We start from the raw sequence: 17,775 nt of genomic DNA, 5'->3' as shown, positions 1-17,775 counted from the left end.
CTGTTTTGGATTGGGTGCATATTCGGGAAAACTGGGCTAACATCGGTTGACACAGCAGTCCGCACAGCAACAGTTCAGCTTTTCAGTTTTACGGCTTTGGCGAACTTGTTTTTTACAGAGCCACTATGGGCTATCCAAACTTTACTCGCTACGGCTATCGCATCAGCCAAGAACTCGGTGCGAATCGAGCAGGCGGGCGTGTTACCTATTTGGCAACGGATATTGAGACGCTAAAAAAAGTCGTCATCAAGCAGTTTCAGTTTGCGTCTACTCAAGCGAACTGGTCGGGGTTTGACGCCCACAAGCGCGAGATTGAAGTGCTGCGCGACCTTGACCATCCCGGAATCTGTCGCTATTTGCATTCTTTCCAAACCCAAGACGGTTTCTGCCTGGTTCAGGAATACAAGAACGCGCTGCCGCTTTCGATCGCTCGCAGCTTCGATTTTGGTGAAATTCAGCAGATTGCGATCGCCGTTCTCGAAATATTGATTTATCTGCAAAGTCGCATTCCACCTGTCATTCATCGCGACATCAAGCCGGAAAATATCCTCGTTGATGAGCAGTTGAACGTTTATCTAATCGATTTTGGCTTTGCTCGTGTGGGCAAAGGTGAAGTCGGAATCAGCAGCGTGGTGAAAGGCACGCTGGGCTTTATGCCGCCCGAACAGCTTTTTAATCGAGAACTGAGCGAAGCATCGGATCTCTATGGCTTGGGCATGACGCTGATTTGCCTGCTAACTAATACCAAATCGAGTGAGATTGGCAATCTGGTTGATGTCACCTACCGAATCAACTTTAAGCAGTCGCTGCCCAAAGTGAATTCCCGCTGGATTGCCTGGCTGGAAAAAATGGTCGAGCCAAAAGCAACCCATCGCTTTGCCAACGCTGCGATCGCTCTAGCCGAACTGCCGAAGCAGCCGATCTATCTGCCAGAAGTGCTTCTGAGTCAGGCGGAAATCTTGCTTAAAGCAATCGCACCTCGGCAAAAGCTCGGCAGTGTCGTGTCAATTACCAATTTTGCGCCGGGGACTTGTCTGGAAGGCCGCTGGGAAATCGCGCAGCATCCCGGCGATTTGCAGCCACAGGCGCAGCAGCATCCCTGGATTGCGATCGAGCCGATGGAGTTTATCGGCAATCAGATCGAGTGCCATATTGCGATCGATACCAGCAGGCTGATGGCTGGAAAAATCTATCGCCGCGAACTGCTGCTGCACAGTAACGCCGCCGATCGCAAACAATCGCTGCTGCTACAAGTGCAAACTGCTTCTGCACGTCTGCAAGCAAGGCGAATTCCAGTCGGTCTGCTGGCCTTGCTGTTTGTCGTTTCCTCAATTCTCGCCTGGATCTTGACCTGGATCGTGGTGATCGCCTGCACGGTTCCTTCTGTTCCGGCTGGATTTGGCGCATTTGCAGGGGCAGCAGTTGGTCTGGAAGTTGCAGCGTGGCTGCTGTCAGCAGCGGGGGCAGGAGCAGGCGCAGTCGTCGGGTCAACCGCAGGTGTGGTGGCCGGCCTGCTGGCGCTGTTCATCGTTGCCACCGAAAATTTGTACGACTCGATGCCGATCGCGATCGCCGCTGCCTTGATAGGCGGATTAGGCGGATTGGCATTTGGCGGGCTAACGGGCGTAACTGCCGAACTGTTTGCCCGCAAAAGCGGCAATCATAGGCTATCTATCACTCTGACGCTGGTGACGGCGGCGGCAGCAGTAAGCATCGGCTTGGTGCAGGCAGTTGGCTTTTCGCATCCGCTGCTGCTGGCGGGAGTGGCGGCAAGCTGGCTGCCGTTCGTGGCGATCGCGAGCTATCTGCCGCTGGCTCGTCTGCGCCTTGTGCAGGAGCAGCGAGATACTCAACCCCAATTTAAGCCTTAAGATTTAGCCTCAAGTTTAAAAATTGCGCTACGCTATCAAAACTGGCACACTGCGCGTTCATGGAACCGCAATCATAGCCTCAGAATCAGGGTTGGCGATCGGCCAAGCGCTTTAGTCACCGAGCATTTGCTCAGCGCTTTTTGCAAAGCATGTGGCGACGATCAAACCCAATCACTGATGGAGGAGTGAATTCATGTCAGCCGATCGTGTGGGAAATACGATGCTCCGTGCAAAGCTGCTGCGCCTCGCGCCGACAGCAACTATGCAAGAGCAAATTGGTGGTACAGATCGATTTGACTTTTACCGATTTCGGCTGAAACAGCGATCGAGCGTGCAGATCGGACTGGAAGGGCTAGAAGCAAATGCAGATTTGGCACTCTTTAGTCGGCGCCGCCGTGTGCTGAAAGCATCGCGGCAAGCCGACCTCCAGTCCGAAGCGATCGCCGAAACGCTGATGCCAGGAGTTTACTTTCTGCGCGTTTCGGCCAGTGGAGAAAACACCGCTTACCAGCTTGTTGCAGCAGCAACTCCACAAGAAGAACTCGCGCAAAAAGAACTCCAGTTCAAGCGTTTTACCGTCGCTGATGCGTCGGGCGACAGCACTGCCACTACCCTATTTCAATCGGGTGCGCTGCGCTGGAGCTATGAACTGTCAGAGCGTGCTGATTCGGTACGCCTCGAAGTTTGGCAAAACGAGCAGGCCACAACGATCGCCACTGCGGATGGACTGGTGAATCTGGCTCCATTTTCAAGTTTGAGCGGTGATGTTCAGGTGCGGGCAGTCGCGACGCAGGCAGGTCAAGAATTCACCTCGGAATCGATCGCGCTGCGAATTTTGCCTTGGCTGGACAACAGCATCTCCGGTACGTCTTCCGCAGAAACACTGTTTTCCAATTCAATCAGCAGCGGTCAGATCATCGTCGGACGCGGCGGCACAGATACGCTGAGCCTTGACATCGATCGCGCCAGCGTGGTGAGCCTCAACGGTCAAGGCCTCGATCTTTACGATCCGTTCAACTCGACGGCAAGTCAAGCGATCTTTCAAGGCACGGCCTACGATCATCTCACGCTCGTGGATGGCCGCGAACTTTATCTCCAAGGAATTGAAGCGCTGCGCTTTGCCGATCAGTCAATTCTTGACTTGCAGGTGCGCCCAAACGACACAGATTCGGGCTGGCAGTGGAATCTTCACGCCACCGATGTTAACAGCGCTTGGCGGTTTACGCAGGGCAGCGATCGCGTGCTGCTCGTTTCGCTTGACACAGGCATTCTCACCGCGCCTGGGGCATCCGGCGGCGTGATGGATCTAGACAGTCAGCGGCTGCTTGTTGATCCGAGCGATGACGATAACTATCGCAATAACGGTCACGGTCATCAGGCAATTAGCATCATGGCAGCAACGGCCAACAACGCCGAGGGAATTGCCGGGATCAACTGGAAAAGTCAGGTGATGGTGTCTGATGTGTATTATGGTACGACGCTGCGGCAGGCGATCGCAGATGCCTTGGCCTATGGGCGATCGACCGGGCAGCGCATTGTCTTTCAAGGCGGCATCCAGACCGACTATTGGCTGACGCATGGCGGCACGCGGGCAGAGCTTGAAGCCCTGATTGCCAGCAGTGCCGATACTGCCTTGTTTGCGGTCGCCGCAGGCAACGGGGGCGGAGCAATCGCGGCAGACCCCAACTATCTCAGCAGCGTCAACGGCCTTGCCCGACTGGAAACTACACAGGCGAACGTGATGTCTGTCGGATCTGTGCAAGCGCGAAATACGCGGGGCATCTGGGACAGCACATGGACAAACGGCCAGTTGAACGCAGCCAATCTTCGGATTGATCCAAGCTCAAGTCGTGGCTTCAACCTCACGATCGTTGCACCAACCGATTCTCCTGCGATCGACAAGTACGGCACGAGGCGGTCTTTCACCGGAACCTCGGCGGCTAATCCGAATGTTGCTGGGATTGCTTCACTGGTGTGGAGCGTTAATCCCAATTTGACCGGAGCGCAAGTGCGGCAAATCCTAACCAGCACCGCGACTGATTTGGGCACTGCCGGACGCGATTCAACCTTTGGTTTTGGTTTGGTGAACGCGGATGCTGCCGTGCGTCGCGCTTGGGCGATCGCCAAAGACAGCGAGCTTGCCAATCTCTACCCTGCCTAATTTGGCACAGCCACATCATCGCCGATTGGCGTTGCCGCGTTTGCCAAGCTCAGCAGCGGGCCAGATTGTTCTTGACCATTAGTTGCAAGTTCGCTGTGGCAAAGGTAGACGCGATCGCTCACTCTCGACAGCAAATCTGTCACCTGTCGCTGCAACCGCAGTTGGTCAGCTTGCAAACTATCGGCGGCTGACCAACTGCGGCCAGTCCACGATCGCAAAAACAGCGGTGCGCCAAACAGTGCGCCGCCTCCGGTTAGCCAAAAGGCCGAGCCGACATCGAGCCAAAAGTGCCAGCGGTGCTGCTGCCGACTGATGCGGTACTGGTAGATGGTGGCGATCGTCACGGCAGAACGATTGTCAAAACGACGTACGGGAAACGGGTCGGCGGTCAAGGTGCCGTCGCGCAGCAAACGAATGAACTGACCAACCGAAATTCCGACGGGCGGATGGGTATGGCTGTATCGATGCAGGCGATCGTCCACGTCCCAATAATGCTGCGCCGTTTCGACCAGTTCGCGCAGGGCAGCAATTTGGTCAAACGGCAGATCGCCCTGGAAAAATCGCTGAATGGCGCGATCGAGCAGAAAGACGGGAGCGGGTCGATCGTGCTGCTGAGCGGCGATCCACTTGAGCAGATCGCCGTAAATTTCCACAACTTCAAAACCCAAACGATCCCAGCGCGGAAACGTTGTGGCGGGCAGCAGTTGCGGCGCGTCGAGATCCACCTGAAAGCAATAATCCGTCAGCAGTCCCGCTCGCACCGGATCGATGCGCGACTGCGTGAGAATGACCAGCAGTTCGGCAATGTCGTCGCGATCGAGCAGTCTGCCCAAACCCGGATAGACCAAGGCCATCAGGCTCAGCAGCGCCCGAATCGGCGGTGAAGTAATCAGCGGTCGCTGGTCGCTAAGTGAATCGACCGCAATGCCGCGACGCATGAGAATTTCGCGCAGCGTGTAGCGGGCGATCGCATCGACACCCGCTCCAATCACAGCGATTTCGTGCGGCTGCACCTGACCCGATTCGATCGCGTTGGCAATGACAGAAGCGGTTTGACGGAGGAGTTGCGATCGCGAAGTGGTTTGAATTGCTTGAATTTCCGCAGGTAACTCTGGCAGAAAAATCGGGTCGCTGATCCATTCGCTGACCGCTGTTCCCCAGCGCGTTCCAAGACTATTTGGCGCCGGAGGCAGGGCGATCGACTCACACCGATTCGCCAAACCTGATAGGTAGTCAGGATCGGCTCCGAGGCCGACGCGAATGCCGCCTTCCGGATTGAACGTGAAGGCTCCGGGCAAGCCAGCATCAAGCAGAAATTCAAACAGCGATCGCGTCACAGCCGGATATTCATCGACATCATCGGCTAAAACGGCTCGATAGCGATCGCGCAAGTGCTGCCGATAGGTCGGATGGGCAAGCAGCACACGCCAATATAAATCCGTGATGATGCCATATGTGAGCAGGCCGCGATCGAGACACCACGATCGCCACTGAGTCAGCGCCTCACCCATTGCTTGCCACAGATCCGGTGGTTCGTCGTAGCCGTCTTGCAGCATGATCGGAATCTCTTCGATCGCGATGCCTCCAAAAGCGGCAAGCTGCATAATGTCCAGCGATCGCCGCACGACAAAATATTCGGAAATGCCGTCTTGCCGCAGCAGGCCGCGATCGAGCCACTGCTGCCACAGTCGGGTGGCGAGTTCCTGTTCGGTTTCGGGGCGGAGCCGCAGGGGAAACTGAACTTTGAGGTCAAGCTGTTGCGCGATCAGCGGCCAAAACAGCAGCACTTCATCTTGGAAAAACCCTAAAGGGGTGCGCGAGTCGATTCGGCCTGTGAACTGCGCTTCGATGCGATCGCACAGTTCCAAGCGATTGTCGCCCGTTGCCGCAAAGACGAGAAACGGCTTGCCAGAGGGCAAGTTGCCCCACTGCTGAAGCTGGTGCAGCAGACTGGCCGTTTTGCCGCTCAGGGGCGATCCAACAATCCAAACGGAATCCAATGACACAGAACGGCCTTTGAGTGAATTTGATATGATCCTACGTGCTTGATGCGACTAGACCTGCTCAGCATCATGGATTGATTCCGCATCAAGCTTGTTGAACGCTCTACACTGAAACAGGCTGATCTCTATTTTAGAAAACCCGATTAAGCTGGCTGTCCAACGCAACTATGCAACCTTCTGTTTTCACCAGACTGCTCAACTCTCTACGCGCTGCCAATGAGTGGTATCTCAGGACGCCAGAGCGATCGCTAGATGAAGCCTACCAAGCCGTTCAAAATATCAAGGCGTTGGAAAATGCCCACTTCAACGGCAACAAAATTGCGCCCAATTCAACCTACAGCCGCAGCGCCTACGCCCTAATCGAATCGGAGCTTAAGGGCTATCTGAAAACCGCACGAATGCGATTGACTGAGTTTCGCTACAGTCGATCGATGCTGCGACTGTCGAATCAGCGCATTACCGAAGTGCAAATTGAAGAAGCTTCATCGGACAATCCGACCATCAGCGTGATCGATCAGCCTGCGCTCGTCCTCAAAAAGCTGAAGGTGATTGACGAAGTGCTGGCACGCTATGGCAATACGCCGGATGCGCTTGGTCGTCCTGCCGCGATCGTCTCCTACTCCGACCAGCCCGCACTCAGCGTTGCGCCGCCCGTCCGCGCTCGTCCGGCTGTTGCCTATCGCGACCCGATGCGCCGTCCTGATCCGGCTGAACCCGCTGACGAAAAGAAATTGATTGCCGACAAGACTGGAGTGCTGCCGCGATCGATTTTGAACACGGTCGATCGAATCAAGCGCGATCTTGACCCGGAATCTGAAGTTGAAATGGTCGAAAACTTCCGCAACACTAAAGCGCGGACGATGATTTCAATTCGATTTATTCTGCTGCTGCTCGTGATTCCGCTGTTGACGCAACAAATCACCAAATATTTTGTGGTGGGACCGATCGTCGATCATCTGCGTAGCGGTGAACAGGTCGAAGTCTTCCTCAACCCTGAAATGGAAGAAGAAGCGTTTGGGCAGTTGCGATCGTATGAAGAACATTTGCGCTTTCAAGGATTAGTTGGCAAAGAAGTTTTAACATCCGAACAAATCGAAGCGCGACTGGCCGAAAAAGCCGAAGAAATTCAAGCCGAATATCGTGAAGAAAGTTCAGGCGCAATTAAAAACGTCTTCTCAGATATTTTTGCCGTCTGCGCGTTTGTTTTAATTTTGACAAACAGCAAGCGCGAAATTGCCACCTTGAAAACCTTTGTTGATGAAACGGTTTACGGTCTCAGCGACAGCGCCAAAGCGTTCATCATCATTTTGCTCACCGATACGTTCGTTGGCTTCCACTCGCCACACGGCTGGGAAGTTTTGCTTGAAGGCGCTTCGCGTCACTTTGGTCTGCCTTCCAATCGCGACTTTATTTTTCTATTTATTGCGACTTTTCCAGTTTTGCTTGACACCATTTTCAAATACTGGATCTTCCGCTACCTCAACAGAATTTCGCCTTCTGCCGTTGCGACTTATCGCAACATGAACGAGTAGAATTGATCGCATCCGCTTTCCCAATCGATTCATCAAACCAAAGCTTGCAGCAGCGGTTGCAGTTTAAGTTTTACTTCGGCCAGTTCGCGATCGGGATTCGACCCCGCGACAATTCCCGCTCCGGCATACAGACGCGCTCGATCGCCTTGCAGCAGTGCCGAGCGAATGCCAACAATAAATTCCGCGTTGCCGACTGGATCGATCCATCCCAAAGGCGCGGCGTAGTGTTCGCGCTCAAAGGTTTCAAGCGCGTGAATCTGCTCGCAGGCAATTTTGCTGGGCAGTCCAGCCACAGCGGGCGTGGGGTGCAGTTGGGCAACGAGATCGATCGGGTGAAGATGTGAGGGCAAAACGGTTTGAATCGGCGTGTGCAAGTGCTGCAAGTGCGGCAGCTTCAGCAGGGTTGGCAGGGTTGGACAGTCGGGCGTGAGGCCAAGCTGAATGAGGCGATCGCAAATAAATTCGGCCACAAGCTGATGCTCTCGTCGCTCTTTGGGACTGTCGAATAGTCCTTGACCCAAAGCGGCATCAGTGGCGAGCGAACTGCCCCGCGCTGCCGACCCTGCCAGAGCATCCGTGTAGAGCCAGCGCGAGCCGCCGTTCTGCTGCACGCTCAGCAATCGTTCGGGACTAGCTCCAATGAAATGACCGCTGTGGGTGCGTGTAGCAAAAACGTGACAGTGGGGATGCTGTTGACGGAGGCGATCGATCGTTTGCAAAACCTGGAACGAATGCCGCGCCGCCACGTCAACCGCAAGCGCCAATACAAGTTTTTGTAGCTGCTGCTGCTCAATCAGCTTCAAGGCCGAAATGACCGCAGGCCGAAACCGATTCACCTCGCGCATCTGCCGATCGATCGATCGCAAATTCGGCCACTGAATCAAATGCGCCGATCGCATCGCCTGCAACTGTCGCCAAGCCCGTTCGCGATCGGCCAGCGTTGCATTCAGCGGTAGATTCAACGTAGCAGTTGAGCGATCGCCTTCGCGCACAACTTGCCACTGCGGAAGGTACACGCCAGCAGGCGCATGAATGGCGTTGTCAAAAAAAGTGAATTGACAGAAAAACCGAGGGGCAGCATCGGCAGTCGCGTGAATTGATTGATCTGTAATAAAGTTGCGAACTTGCCGAAAGCGATCGCGATCAAACTCTCCAGAAATAACTTGACCGCCTGCCGCAATTGCCGTGTCTGCGAATTTTTTTTCTAAATAGAAATAAGGCCGATCAATCTCGATCAGCGCAGACAAAATTGCAAGCGGATCGAGATTACCAAGATCAATCCCAATGCTAATAATTGAATCGGGACACAAAGCGGCGGCTGCAAGCTGACATTGCTGCTGGTTAAGAAATTGGAAGAAGTCTTGACAATCTTGAAAGCAATCGAGGCGATCGAACAAAACTGGCATAGCGGCAATTGAATCGAAGGGCTGAACAACCGGGACTGCTCCCACGCAAAACCAACCTCTTCTACAGGTAGCACACTTGCGCGAGCCTCGGTTCGGTTGCTGCCGCCTGGGTTGAGAATTAGTTTACAAGTTTTTACGGTTTTTTACGCTTTGGTAGCGATGGCGATCGCTTCTGGGAAAATACTTTTCAGGCGCGGCTCGCCCAAAATCGAGCATCGCTGACTTTGTGGCACTTCGGATTCACCCTTCTACGACAGAATGACCACTAATACGCTTCAATATCCTCCTGCCAAGCTGTGGCTTGCGGCGATCAAACCGCCGATGTATAGCGTCGCAATCATGCCCATTTGGTTAGGAACCGCGATCGCTTATGCCGAAACAAAATCGCTACACACCGGAATTTTTTCGGTCTTCCTGCTATCGGCAATTTTTATTTTGGCTTGGGAAAATCTACACAACGATCTATTTGATTCAGAAACCGGAATTGATAAAAATAAACATCACTCCGTTGTCAATTTAACAGGCAATAAAGCCCTTGTTTTCTGGCTGGGAAATCTCTGCTTGAGTTTGGGAATTGCAGGAATATTGGCGATCGCTTGGTGGCAACAAGACCTCACCATCCTCGGCTTAATTTCGCTGTGCTGTCTGCTGGGCTATCTTTATCAGGGACCACCATTCCGCCTGGGCTATCGAGGTTTAGGCGAAATTTTGTGCTTCTTCAGCTTTGGGCCGTTGGCCGTTGCAGCCGCTTACTACAGTCAAACGCAGGCTTGGTCGCTTACCAGTTTGCTCGCCTCAATCATTTTGGGTGTGAGTACGAGCTTGATTTTGTTTTGCTCGCATTTTCATCAGGTCAAAGATGATTTGGCAGCAGGAAAGCGATCGCCCATCGTTCGCCTCGGCACGAAGCGATCGGCTCAGCTTTTACCTTGGCTGTGCGGCAGCATTTTCGTTTTGCCGCTGGTTGGCGTGGCGCTGCATTGGTTTCCGGTTTGGACGCTGCTCAGCTTTGCGGGTTTGCCTGCGGCGATTAGGCTTTGTCGGCATGTCGGGGAAAATTACGACCAGCCCGATCGCGTCAACAACTGCAAGTTCATTGCCGTTTCGCTGCATTTTTGGAGCGGGCTGCTGTTGGGACTCGGCTTCATGCTCTAGGGGGTTAGGGGGCAGGAGGCAGGAGGCTCGCCCTAACTCCTATCCCTAGGGCGCGTTTTCAGAGCTATGGAAGGAGGAGATGGTATGCGATCGATCCCCCTCAAAGTCCTCCTTATTAAGGGGAACTTTGAGGGGTGGTTCGGCTCCCTCCTTGAGAAGGGTTGGGGAGGATCAAACGTCTGGAAACACGCTCCAGCTCCTCCTGCCTCAATCAATGCGCTCTAGCTGCCACAGAATTTGGTTGCCTTCTCGTCGCACTCGCGAGACGACCCAGTTGCGCCATACCCAATTGTCGCCGCGACTGGTGACGGCACTGGCGTTGACATCCATCAGATCGGCAAGTTCGGAACTGGTGATTAGATAGCCGCGCGTGGCAACCTCGTCGGCCATGTGCAGCGTATCAACGGTGTTTCGGAGTTGTGCCACCCGGACTTCGCGGGGAAGATTATCCGAATCAACTGTGGAAGCGGGAGAAACTGAATCGTCTACCATCGCTGAGCAAAGATAATGGAAGTGTGAGCGGCTGGCTATTTTGAATATTCTGTGGGCTGTTTCTGAGATTGTATCGTTAGCGTGAAAACAGCGATGATGCAGGAAGATACGAAATTGACTCAATTTTGCGATCGCTTCCACAAATGACACTCGAAACCATTTGCGATCGCCGCTGTCAACCACCCCAGAATTGACTAGAATCACTGCGAACAAACTGCCTCACCCCAGAGTCTTTCACCGTAGTCTTTCAACCGTCTTTATAACCGAAATCCTTTTGCTCTGCTTTCATGCTTGATTCTCACACCAACTGTGTTTGTCACCGTCCTGATCCGGCTGCAACTCGCCTCCTGTGGGTTGCGATCGCGCTCATCGCCAGCTTTGCCTTAACTGAGGCGGCGATCGGCTGGTGGAGCCACAGCCTTGCCCTTGTTGCCGAAGCAGGGCATATGGTTTCCGATGCGTTCTCGCTGGGTTTGGTGCTGGTGGCAAGCTGGCTGGCACGTCGTCCTGCCTCACTACAAGCGAGCTTTGGCTATCGCCGCATCGAAATTCTGGCCGCGCTGGGAAATGGGTTGGTGCTGGTGGGGATCGCGCTGACGATCGCAACCGAGGCGATCGATCGCCTGCAAACGCCGCCCAGCGACATTCTCAGTTTGCCGATGCTGATTACGGCGGCGATCGGCCTGAGCGTCAACAGCCTCAATGTCTTCTTGCTGCACAACCACACGCACAACGATCTGAATTTGCGCGGAGCGGTTTTGCACATGATCGCGGATGCGGCCAGTTCGATCGGTGTGATTCTAGCGGCGATCGCGGTCAGCCTGTGGCACTGGAACTGGGCAGATGGCGCAATTAGCCTGCTGGTGGCGCTGCTGATGCTCGTTGCTGCTGTGCCGCTGATTCGGCAAAGTCTGCATATCTTGCTGGAAAAACCACCGACTCACCTGAACGTGAGCGAAATCGAAGCACGGTTGCAGCAGTTTGACGGCGTGGTGAGCGTCGATCGACTGCGAGTTTGGTCAATTGCTCTTGGTCAAGATGCGATTGCGGCGCATCTAATTGTGAATCTGGCGGAAGGTGACGATCGCGACCGCCTGCTGCGTCAAATCGAAACGGCGATCGGTCAAGAGTTCGGCCTGCATGAATCGTTTTTGCAGCTTTCGGGAGTTGTGCCACCGCCTGTGATCAATTTGTCTCAAGCGAGACTGCTAAATCTTTCAGTCGGAGAATTGCGCTAGACCGCTCAGCCCTGAGCCGTCAGCTTCAAGAAATTATTCAAATCAACAAACGACCCCGCATAGGTCAGCGTTGGCGTATCGTAGCCTTTCATCGTCACGGTGTACTGCTTGAAGATTTTCGAGTTGCCGCCCAGTTCCGACAGATATTTGTAGGTGGTTTCACCCAGCGCGACATCCATGCCGATTTGCTTCGTCGTGCTTTCGAGGCGGAAGGCGGCGTTGACCGTGTCGCCCAAGGCCGTGTAGTCGGGGCGATCGCCCGTGCCCGTATTGCCCACCATCGCATAGCCCGTATTCAGTCCGGCTCCAACGCGCAGCGGAAACGGCAGCGGATATTTTTCGTGCAGGCCGCTGGTCATTTCGTTGAGCTTGCTGATGGCCTTGGCGATGTTCATCATTTCTTCGGAGCTGACGCCTTGAGCGCCGTGAATCCACACGGCCATAATTGCGTCGCCGATGTATTTGTCCACCCAGGAGCCATATTCGCGAATGATGTCTCCAGCGCAGCGAAACCAAGTACCAATCACTTCAGACAAGACTTTCTCGTCGATCTGGCGGGTCATCACGGTGAAGTCGCGAATATCCACGACCAGCACGGAAATCAAGCGGCGGACATGCAGCGTTGCCGTTGCCGTAAATTCTTGCGATTCTAGCCCGATCGACGGTTCGGTCAACTGATCAACAGCGGGACTGTAAAACTCAAGCTCGGTTTGCCCAAACGTGAGACGATCGCCATTGTGCAGCGTCATGGGAACGCTTACTCGCCGTCCGTTCACAAACGACCCGTTGCGACTGCCCAAATCGATCAAATAAAACTCGCCCATTTCCATGCGCTGAAGCATCGCGTGGTTGCGCGAAATCCAGCGATCGGGCAGCACAAAGTTGTTGTCGTCACCCCGCCCGATTGTCCAGCAGTTGCTGCCTGCGAGTGAGAGATAACGATTTCCGGATTCGGTTCGGAGAATCAAGTGGGGAACGGGTTGTGAAGTCACCACAGGCTAAGAAACCGTGAATCTTTCCTCAATGGATGCCTCCTGGCACGTCACTATCCGCAGCCAGCGCAGGTTTCCCAGGACTGTTTTACGAAAACCCTTATCTGCTAGCGTTACGTTTTGTGAACTGCCAGACGATCGCACCGTCAGATAGCTTTCCAATCGCTACCCAAATCATAGCCCTACTCAGGCATTCATCGCAGCAATCCAAAACAACCCGTCTACCAGCAAGGTGCTCAAAACAGACCCACCAAATGCCCACCAGTGTAGCTGACGATGACGCAATGGCAAAATTCCTACACCCAACAGCATTCCAACGAGCATGACTGCCCAAAATGCCCCCCAGGGGGTTTGGATTTGCGACAGCGCTGCCGCAAGAATAGGCGCGGCTTGTTCTGGCTGAACCTGCATCAGTTGCCGCCAGTGCGGAATCAGGTTGACCAGGTAAAAATAAACATCGGTGACTGCCGTTCCAAACAGCGATCCTAGGTAGAACCAGTGGCCGACTTTGCCTTGTCCTCGTGCCAAATAGTAGGCCGCAGCCGGAAGCCCGATCGCCTCCACAGGCAGATGCAGCATCGGTTCCCAGCGCAGCCAGCCCCAATAGATTGATCCTGCCAGCCACGTCCAGCTAAAGCCAAACAGAAGATCGCCCCAGACGTGAGTAGACGGTTTGCGCCACAGCAGCCAGCTGAATCCCAACCACGCCAGGGTCATCAGCAAACTCACGGTCGGCAAATAGCGAACCAGTGGTGCTTCAATGAAGACGGGAACAGAGATGAGAAACACGGCGGCGGCAAGCATTTGCCATTGGCGAGCAGCGCGTCCAGTCGGCCAAAGCGATCGAATCGTTAACGATTCTTTGTAAAGATTGTCTGTTGAAGGCGTGTAGGAGGACAAAGGAGTATTACTTTTCTAAGATTTAATTCATGCTACTTAACAATAGCATGGAATATCCCCTGGGGGGGCATTTACATTCTATTTTATTTGACAAGTTTATTTCAATCATTCGATTTTCTTTCGATTTTGCCAGTAAAGCGATCGATGAATTTTTGCTCAAGTGTGCAGGACGTACTTGTGTAGAATCGCACAAGCGACTAGGCTAGACCAGAATTTGCAGCAAGGAAAAAACTTGTGGATATCAGCGCATTCGATTTGAATTCCGGACTGCTGTGGCTAGCAGAGGCGACTTCAACTTCTAGCGCGATCGATTTTGCCGTGCTCTTTCAGGCGATCGTCTTGGGGATCGTGCAGGGGATCACAGAATTTCTGCCGATCAGCAGTACGGCACACCTGATCATCTTTACGGATATCTTTCACTGGCGAACCGTTTGGAACAAGGCGGCGATCGATGCGATTCAGTTCGGCAGCGTCCTTGCCGTGATCTGGTACTTTCGCCGAGACATTTACAAAATTCTCACGGGCGCATGGTCAGCTTTTCAGCACAAAGACTGGCAGCGAGAGGAATGGAAGATTCTGGTGGGAATCGCGATCGGAACGATCCCCGCTTTGGCTGGCGGCTTAATTTTGAAAGCACTGGACGTAGAACTTGACCAGTCGCTTTTGATCGCAGTCATGTCGATCGCCGCCGCCCTGCTGTTGGGACTGGCCGAAAAAATCGGCATTCGCAAGCGCGGATTCGACCAGCTTCAAATTTTAGACGGAGTTTTGGTCGGCTTGGGGCAAATGGTCGCCCTGCTGCCGGGAGCGTCGCGATCGGGTTCCACGCTAACTGCCGGATTGTTCCTCGGTCTCAAGCGCGAAACTGCCGCTCGATTTTCGTTTTTGCTGGGCATCCCGACTTTGGCGATCGCCACCCTCGTTCAAACCGGAGCCGTCATTGAAAATCGCGACATGATGCTGCCGATGCTGGTGGGGATCATCTCGACCTTTATCTTTTCTTATTTATCAATCGCGTGGCTGCTGAAATTCCTTCAGCGCCAAAGCACCTGGATTTTCGTGTGGTATCGAATTGCCTTGGGCATCGCCTTGCTGATTGCGATTGCAGGTGGAGTGCTGCGCTAGTCTGGAAGAAGTGCTTTTTTGTCCCCCATGTCGATTCGTCCTGCTTTGATTTCTCGTGTTTTGCCGGATTCGATCGCCGCTGAAGTTGGCTTTGAGGCGGGCGATACGATCGTCTCAATCAATGGTGAAAAACCCCGCGATCTAATTGACTACCAATTTCTGTGCGCCGATGAAGTTTTGGAACTGGAAGTCATTGACGCTAAGGGCAAAACGCACGAAGTCGAAATCGAAAAGGACTACGACGAAGATCTCGGATTGGAATTCGACACCGCCGTTTTTGACGGACTGATTCAGTGCAACAATCGCTGCCCGTTCTGCTTCATCGATCAGCAGCCGCCGGGAATGCGCGATACGCTCTACCTCAAAGATGACGATTACCGACTCAGCTTTCTTTACGGCAGCTATCTGACGCTGACCAATTTGCCGCAAAAAGAGTGGGATCGCATTGCCCAGCTACGGCTTTCACCGCTATACGTCTCCATTCACGCAACAGAACCAGAAATTCGAGTGCGACTGCTGAAAAATCCGCGAGCAGGACAGATTCTCGATCAGCTTAAATGGTTTGCCCGAAATCGATTGCAGATTCACGCTCAGGTTGTCGTGTGTCCGGGGATCAACGATGGGGATCATCTCGATCGCACCCTCACCGATCTGGCGAAATTCCACAAAGGCGAAATTCCCGCTGTGGCCTCGATCGCCGTTGTCCCCGTTGGACTGACCCGCTTTCGTCCTGCTGAAGATGAACTGATCCCCGTGACGCCGGAGAAGGCGCGGGAGGTGATCGATCGAGTCCAAGCCCTCCAAGCGAAATTTCAGCAAAAATACGGCTCAACGGTCGCATGGCTGGCCGACGAGTGGTTCTTGATCGCAGGCGCAGAACTGCCGCCCGAATCACACTACGAAGACTATCCGCAGATTGGAAACGGTGTCGGTTCAATCCGTCAGTTTCTCAAAGAATTTCACACTGCTGCCAAACGACTGCCGAAACAAATTACGCCGCGCCGCCTAACTTGGGTAGTCGGAAACGCCGTTGAGCAAGCCTTTCAGCCAATCCTGAAGCGTCTCAATCAGGTGGAAGGTTTGACAGTCGAAATGGTCGCGCTCAACAGCGAATATTGGGGACAGCAAATCACTGTGACGGGACTGCTGACCGGAAGCGATTTGCTGCGAGTTCTTGAAGGACGGGACTTAGGGGATGCTGTCTTGATCCCCTCGCTGATGCTGAAGCATGGCGATACGCGCTTTTTGGACGACATGACGATCGAAGCACTGACTCAGCGGTTAGGTGTTCCGCTGCTGGTCGTTTCAGGCGTCGAGGGATTGCTGGAAACCTGCGTGAATGCTGGCGTTGGGGCGATCGCAGTTTGTTGAGCGTTTTGTGAAGGAAGTTTGCGGAGCGTTGCAACTCTTAACGTGGCGATCGAAGAACCTTCTAACCCTCCTGATAGACTGAAAAGCGTACTCTACAAAGCGTGCAACAGTCTTTGGATTGATTGAGATCTTGACTGGAGCGCTTCCAAATCAAGCGTTAATAAGCAGCAATGGTAGATTCCCTGCAAAGACCGGGCGCAAATGCCCAGCCGGAGATCAAAGCTCCCGCCAAAGAGACAATCCTCACGCCGCGCTTCTACACGACGGATTTTGACGAGATGGCAAAAATGGACATCTCCGTCAACCAGGACGAACTCGAAGCGATCCTGGAAGAATTCCGTGTGGACTACAACCGCCATCACTTCGTCCGCAGCGAAGAATTCGCCCAGTCTTGGGATCACATCGACGGCGAAACCCGCAAGCTATTCATTGAGTTTCTAGAGCGCTCCTGCACAGCAGAATTCTCCGGCTTCCTGCTCTACAAAGAACTCGCCCGCAAGCTGAAAGGCAAAAATCCGGTTTTGGCCGAATGCTTCCTGCTGATGTCTCGCGATGAAGCGCGTCACGCCGGATTTTTGAACAAGGCCATGTCCGACTTCAACCTTCAGCTTGACCTCGGCTTCTTGACCAAGAGCCGCAGCTACACCTTCTTCAAGCCGAAGTTTATCTTCTACGCCACCTACCTTTCTGAGAAAATCGGCTACTGGCGCTACATCACGATCTATCGCCACCTCGATTCTCATCCCGAAAATCGCATCTACCCGATCTTCAAGTTCTTCGAGAACTGGTGTCAGGACGAAAATCGTCACGGCGACTTTTTCGATGCCCTGATGCGATCGCAGCCCCAGTTCCTCAACGACTGGAAAGCCCGCTTGTGGTGTCGCTTCTTCCTGCTGTCCGTCTTCGCGACGATGTACCTGAACGATCTATTACGATCGGGCTTCTACAATTCGCTCGGTTTGGATGCCCGTGAATACGACATCCACGTCATCCGCAAAACCAACGAAACCTCAGCCCGTGTCTTCCCGATCGTCCTCAACGTCGATCACCCCGATTTCTTCGGCATCCTCGACCAATGCGCGGCGAAGAACATGAAGCTAAACGCGATCGCCACCTCCGACGCTCCCAAACCCGTCAAGCTGCTGCAAAAGCTTCCTTTGATTGGCGGCATGGCGATCGATTTAATCCGCCTCTACTTCATGAAGCCACTCCCTTCCGTGAAACCGGAAACTGCGGTTCGTTAACTGTCAGAAAATAGTTTGATTTGTGGCGGTTCTGATTGCGATCCGAGCCGCTATTTTTTGTGAGAAATCGAATCTGGATCTCTATTTTTGGTGCGAATGGGGAATGCTGTCGAATGGCAAGCGGCAATTTCAGAAACGTTTGACTGCCGCTGATCGAGTGTGCCGTAGTTACAATAGACTTCTTGCATGAATCGAGCAGATGAGTCAAAAGTAGAGTAGTGTCACCGAATCGACTCATGCTCTACCACCAGTTACAAGCGCTCAACTCGCCCGTAGGCAGCGAAG

13 protein-coding genes are annotated in these 17,775 nt (G+C 53.6%); 8 read left to right on the top strand and 5 right to left on the bottom strand.

Annotation, left to right across the window (positions count from 1 at the left end):
* Positions 1 to 125 precede the first annotated feature (125 nt).
* Both H6F67_RS11130 and H6F67_RS28110 read left to right on the top strand, forming a co-directional pair.
* Positions 126 to 1,871: a serine/threonine-protein kinase gene (locus tag H6F67_RS11130; protein ID WP_190766319.1), complete on the top strand. Its 1,746-nt coding sequence runs from the start codon at positions 126 to 128 to the stop codon at positions 1,869 to 1,871.
* Positions 1,872 to 2,064: 193 nt separating this feature from the next.
* Positions 2,065 to 4,032, top strand: a complete 1,968-nt coding sequence (locus H6F67_RS28110) for a S8 family serine peptidase (protein WP_190766317.1) — start codon at positions 2,065 to 2,067, stop codon at positions 4,030 to 4,032.
* On the opposite strand, the gene H6F67_RS11120 is transcribed toward H6F67_RS28110, so the two are convergent.
* Positions 4,029 to 6,038, bottom strand: a complete 2,010-nt coding sequence (locus H6F67_RS11120; RefSeq protein ID WP_190766315.1) for a recombinase family protein — start codon at positions 6,036 to 6,038, stop codon at positions 4,029 to 4,031. The genes H6F67_RS28110 and H6F67_RS11120 overlap by 4 nt on opposite strands.
* A gap of 164 nt (positions 6,039 to 6,202) precedes the next feature.
* On the opposite strand from H6F67_RS11120, the gene H6F67_RS11115 reads away from it, so the two are divergent.
* The gene (locus tag H6F67_RS11115) at positions 6,203 to 7,567 is read left to right on the top strand and encodes a proton extrusion protein PcxA (RefSeq protein WP_190766313.1); all 1,365 of its coding nucleotides are present in this window, start codon (positions 6,203 to 6,205) and stop codon (positions 7,565 to 7,567) included.
* Between the two features lie 32 nt (positions 7,568 to 7,599).
* On the opposite strand, the gene H6F67_RS11110 is transcribed toward H6F67_RS11115, so the two are convergent.
* On the bottom strand, positions 7,600 to 8,973 hold the full coding sequence (locus tag H6F67_RS11110; RefSeq protein ID WP_190766312.1) for an isochorismate synthase MenF: 1,374 nt from the start codon (positions 8,971 to 8,973) through the stop codon (positions 7,600 to 7,602).
* 258 nt (positions 8,974 to 9,231) lie between these two features.
* Between H6F67_RS11110 and menA the strand changes: the two genes are divergently transcribed.
* On the top strand, positions 9,232 to 10,128 hold the full coding sequence (gene menA, locus H6F67_RS11105) for a 2-carboxy-1,4-naphthoquinone phytyltransferase (protein ID WP_190766310.1): 897 nt from the start codon (positions 9,232 to 9,234) through the stop codon (positions 10,126 to 10,128).
* A gap of 207 nt (positions 10,129 to 10,335) precedes the next feature.
* On the opposite strand, the gene H6F67_RS11100 is transcribed toward menA, so the two are convergent.
* Positions 10,336 to 10,620 (bottom strand): hypothetical protein, encoded by a 285-nt coding sequence (locus H6F67_RS11100; protein ID WP_190766308.1) that lies wholly within the window; start codon positions 10,618 to 10,620, stop codon positions 10,336 to 10,338.
* A 287-nt stretch (positions 10,621 to 10,907) separates the two neighbouring features.
* Here H6F67_RS11100 and H6F67_RS11095 point away from each other — a divergent pair, with 287 nt between their 5' ends.
* Positions 10,908 to 11,858 (top strand): cation diffusion facilitator family transporter, encoded by a 951-nt coding sequence (locus H6F67_RS11095; protein ID WP_190766306.1) that lies wholly within the window; start codon positions 10,908 to 10,910, stop codon positions 11,856 to 11,858.
* A gap of 5 nt (positions 11,859 to 11,863) precedes the next feature.
* Here the strand turns inward: H6F67_RS11095 and H6F67_RS11090 are convergent, their stop codons facing one another.
* Together H6F67_RS11090 and H6F67_RS11085 are read right to left on the bottom strand one after the other, a co-directional pair.
* Positions 11,864 to 12,853 carry an adenylate/guanylate cyclase domain-containing protein gene (locus H6F67_RS11090; protein ID WP_190766304.1) on the bottom strand — a complete coding sequence of 330 codons (990 nt, stop codon included), beginning with the start codon at positions 12,851 to 12,853 and terminating at the stop codon, positions 11,864 to 11,866.
* A 183-nt stretch (positions 12,854 to 13,036) separates the two neighbouring features.
* Positions 13,037 to 13,750 (bottom strand): DUF3120 domain-containing protein, encoded by a 714-nt coding sequence (locus H6F67_RS11085; RefSeq protein WP_396797861.1) that lies wholly within the window; start codon positions 13,748 to 13,750, stop codon positions 13,037 to 13,039.
* A gap of 234 nt (positions 13,751 to 13,984) precedes the next feature.
* Between H6F67_RS11085 and H6F67_RS11080 the strand changes: the two genes are divergently transcribed.
* The 3 genes from H6F67_RS11080 (at position 13,985) to acsF (ending at position 17,490) form a co-directional block, all read left to right on the top strand.
* Entirely contained in the window at positions 13,985 to 14,875 is an 891-nt protein-coding gene (locus H6F67_RS11080) for an undecaprenyl-diphosphate phosphatase (protein WP_190766302.1), read from the top strand.
* Positions 14,876 to 14,893: 18 nt separating this feature from the next.
* Positions 14,894 to 16,246: a TIGR03279 family radical SAM protein gene (locus H6F67_RS11075; protein WP_190766301.1), complete on the top strand. Its 1,353-nt coding sequence runs from the start codon at positions 14,894 to 14,896 to the stop codon at positions 16,244 to 16,246.
* 170 nt (positions 16,247 to 16,416) lie between these two features.
* Complete coding sequence (gene acsF / locus H6F67_RS11070) at positions 16,417 to 17,490, top strand: magnesium-protoporphyrin IX monomethyl ester (oxidative) cyclase (RefSeq protein WP_190766298.1); 1,074 nt, start codon at positions 16,417 to 16,419, stop codon at positions 17,488 to 17,490.
* Positions 17,491 to 17,775 lie beyond the last annotated feature (285 nt).

This window comes from Microcoleus sp. FACHB-1515 (assembly GCF_014696105.1).
Lineage (GTDB): Bacteria > Cyanobacteriota > Cyanobacteriia > Elainellales > Elainellaceae > JAAUTJ01.
The sequence above is the reverse complement of the archived record's forward strand: the minus strand, read 5'-3'. Positions and strand labels throughout refer to the sequence as shown.

Excerpts from the sequence above, each read along its gene's own strand:
- H6F67_RS11095 (WP_190766306.1), top strand. The coding sequence starts at position 10,908 with ATGCTTGATTCTCACACCAACTGTGTTTGTCACCGTCCTGATCCGGCT.
- menA (WP_190766310.1), top strand. The coding sequence starts at position 9,232 with ATGACCACTAATACGCTTCAATATCCTCCTGCCAAGCTGTGGCTTGCG.
- H6F67_RS28110 (WP_190766317.1), top strand. The coding sequence starts at position 2,065 with ATGTCAGCCGATCGTGTGGGAAATACGATGCTCCGTGCAAAGCTGCTG.
- H6F67_RS11100 (WP_190766308.1), bottom strand. The coding sequence starts at position 10,620 with ATGGTAGACGATTCAGTTTCTCCCGCTTCCACAGTTGATTCGGATAAT.
- acsF (WP_190766298.1), top strand. The coding sequence starts at position 16,417 with ATGGTAGATTCCCTGCAAAGACCGGGCGCAAATGCCCAGCCGGAGATC.
- H6F67_RS11130 (WP_190766319.1), top strand. The coding sequence starts at position 126 with ATGGGCTATCCAAACTTTACTCGCTACGGCTATCGCATCAGCCAAGAA.
- H6F67_RS11110 (WP_190766312.1), bottom strand. The coding sequence starts at position 8,973 with ATGCCAGTTTTGTTCGATCGCCTCGATTGCTTTCAAGATTGTCAAGAC.
- H6F67_RS11115 (WP_190766313.1), top strand. The coding sequence starts at position 6,203 with ATGCAACCTTCTGTTTTCACCAGACTGCTCAACTCTCTACGCGCTGCC.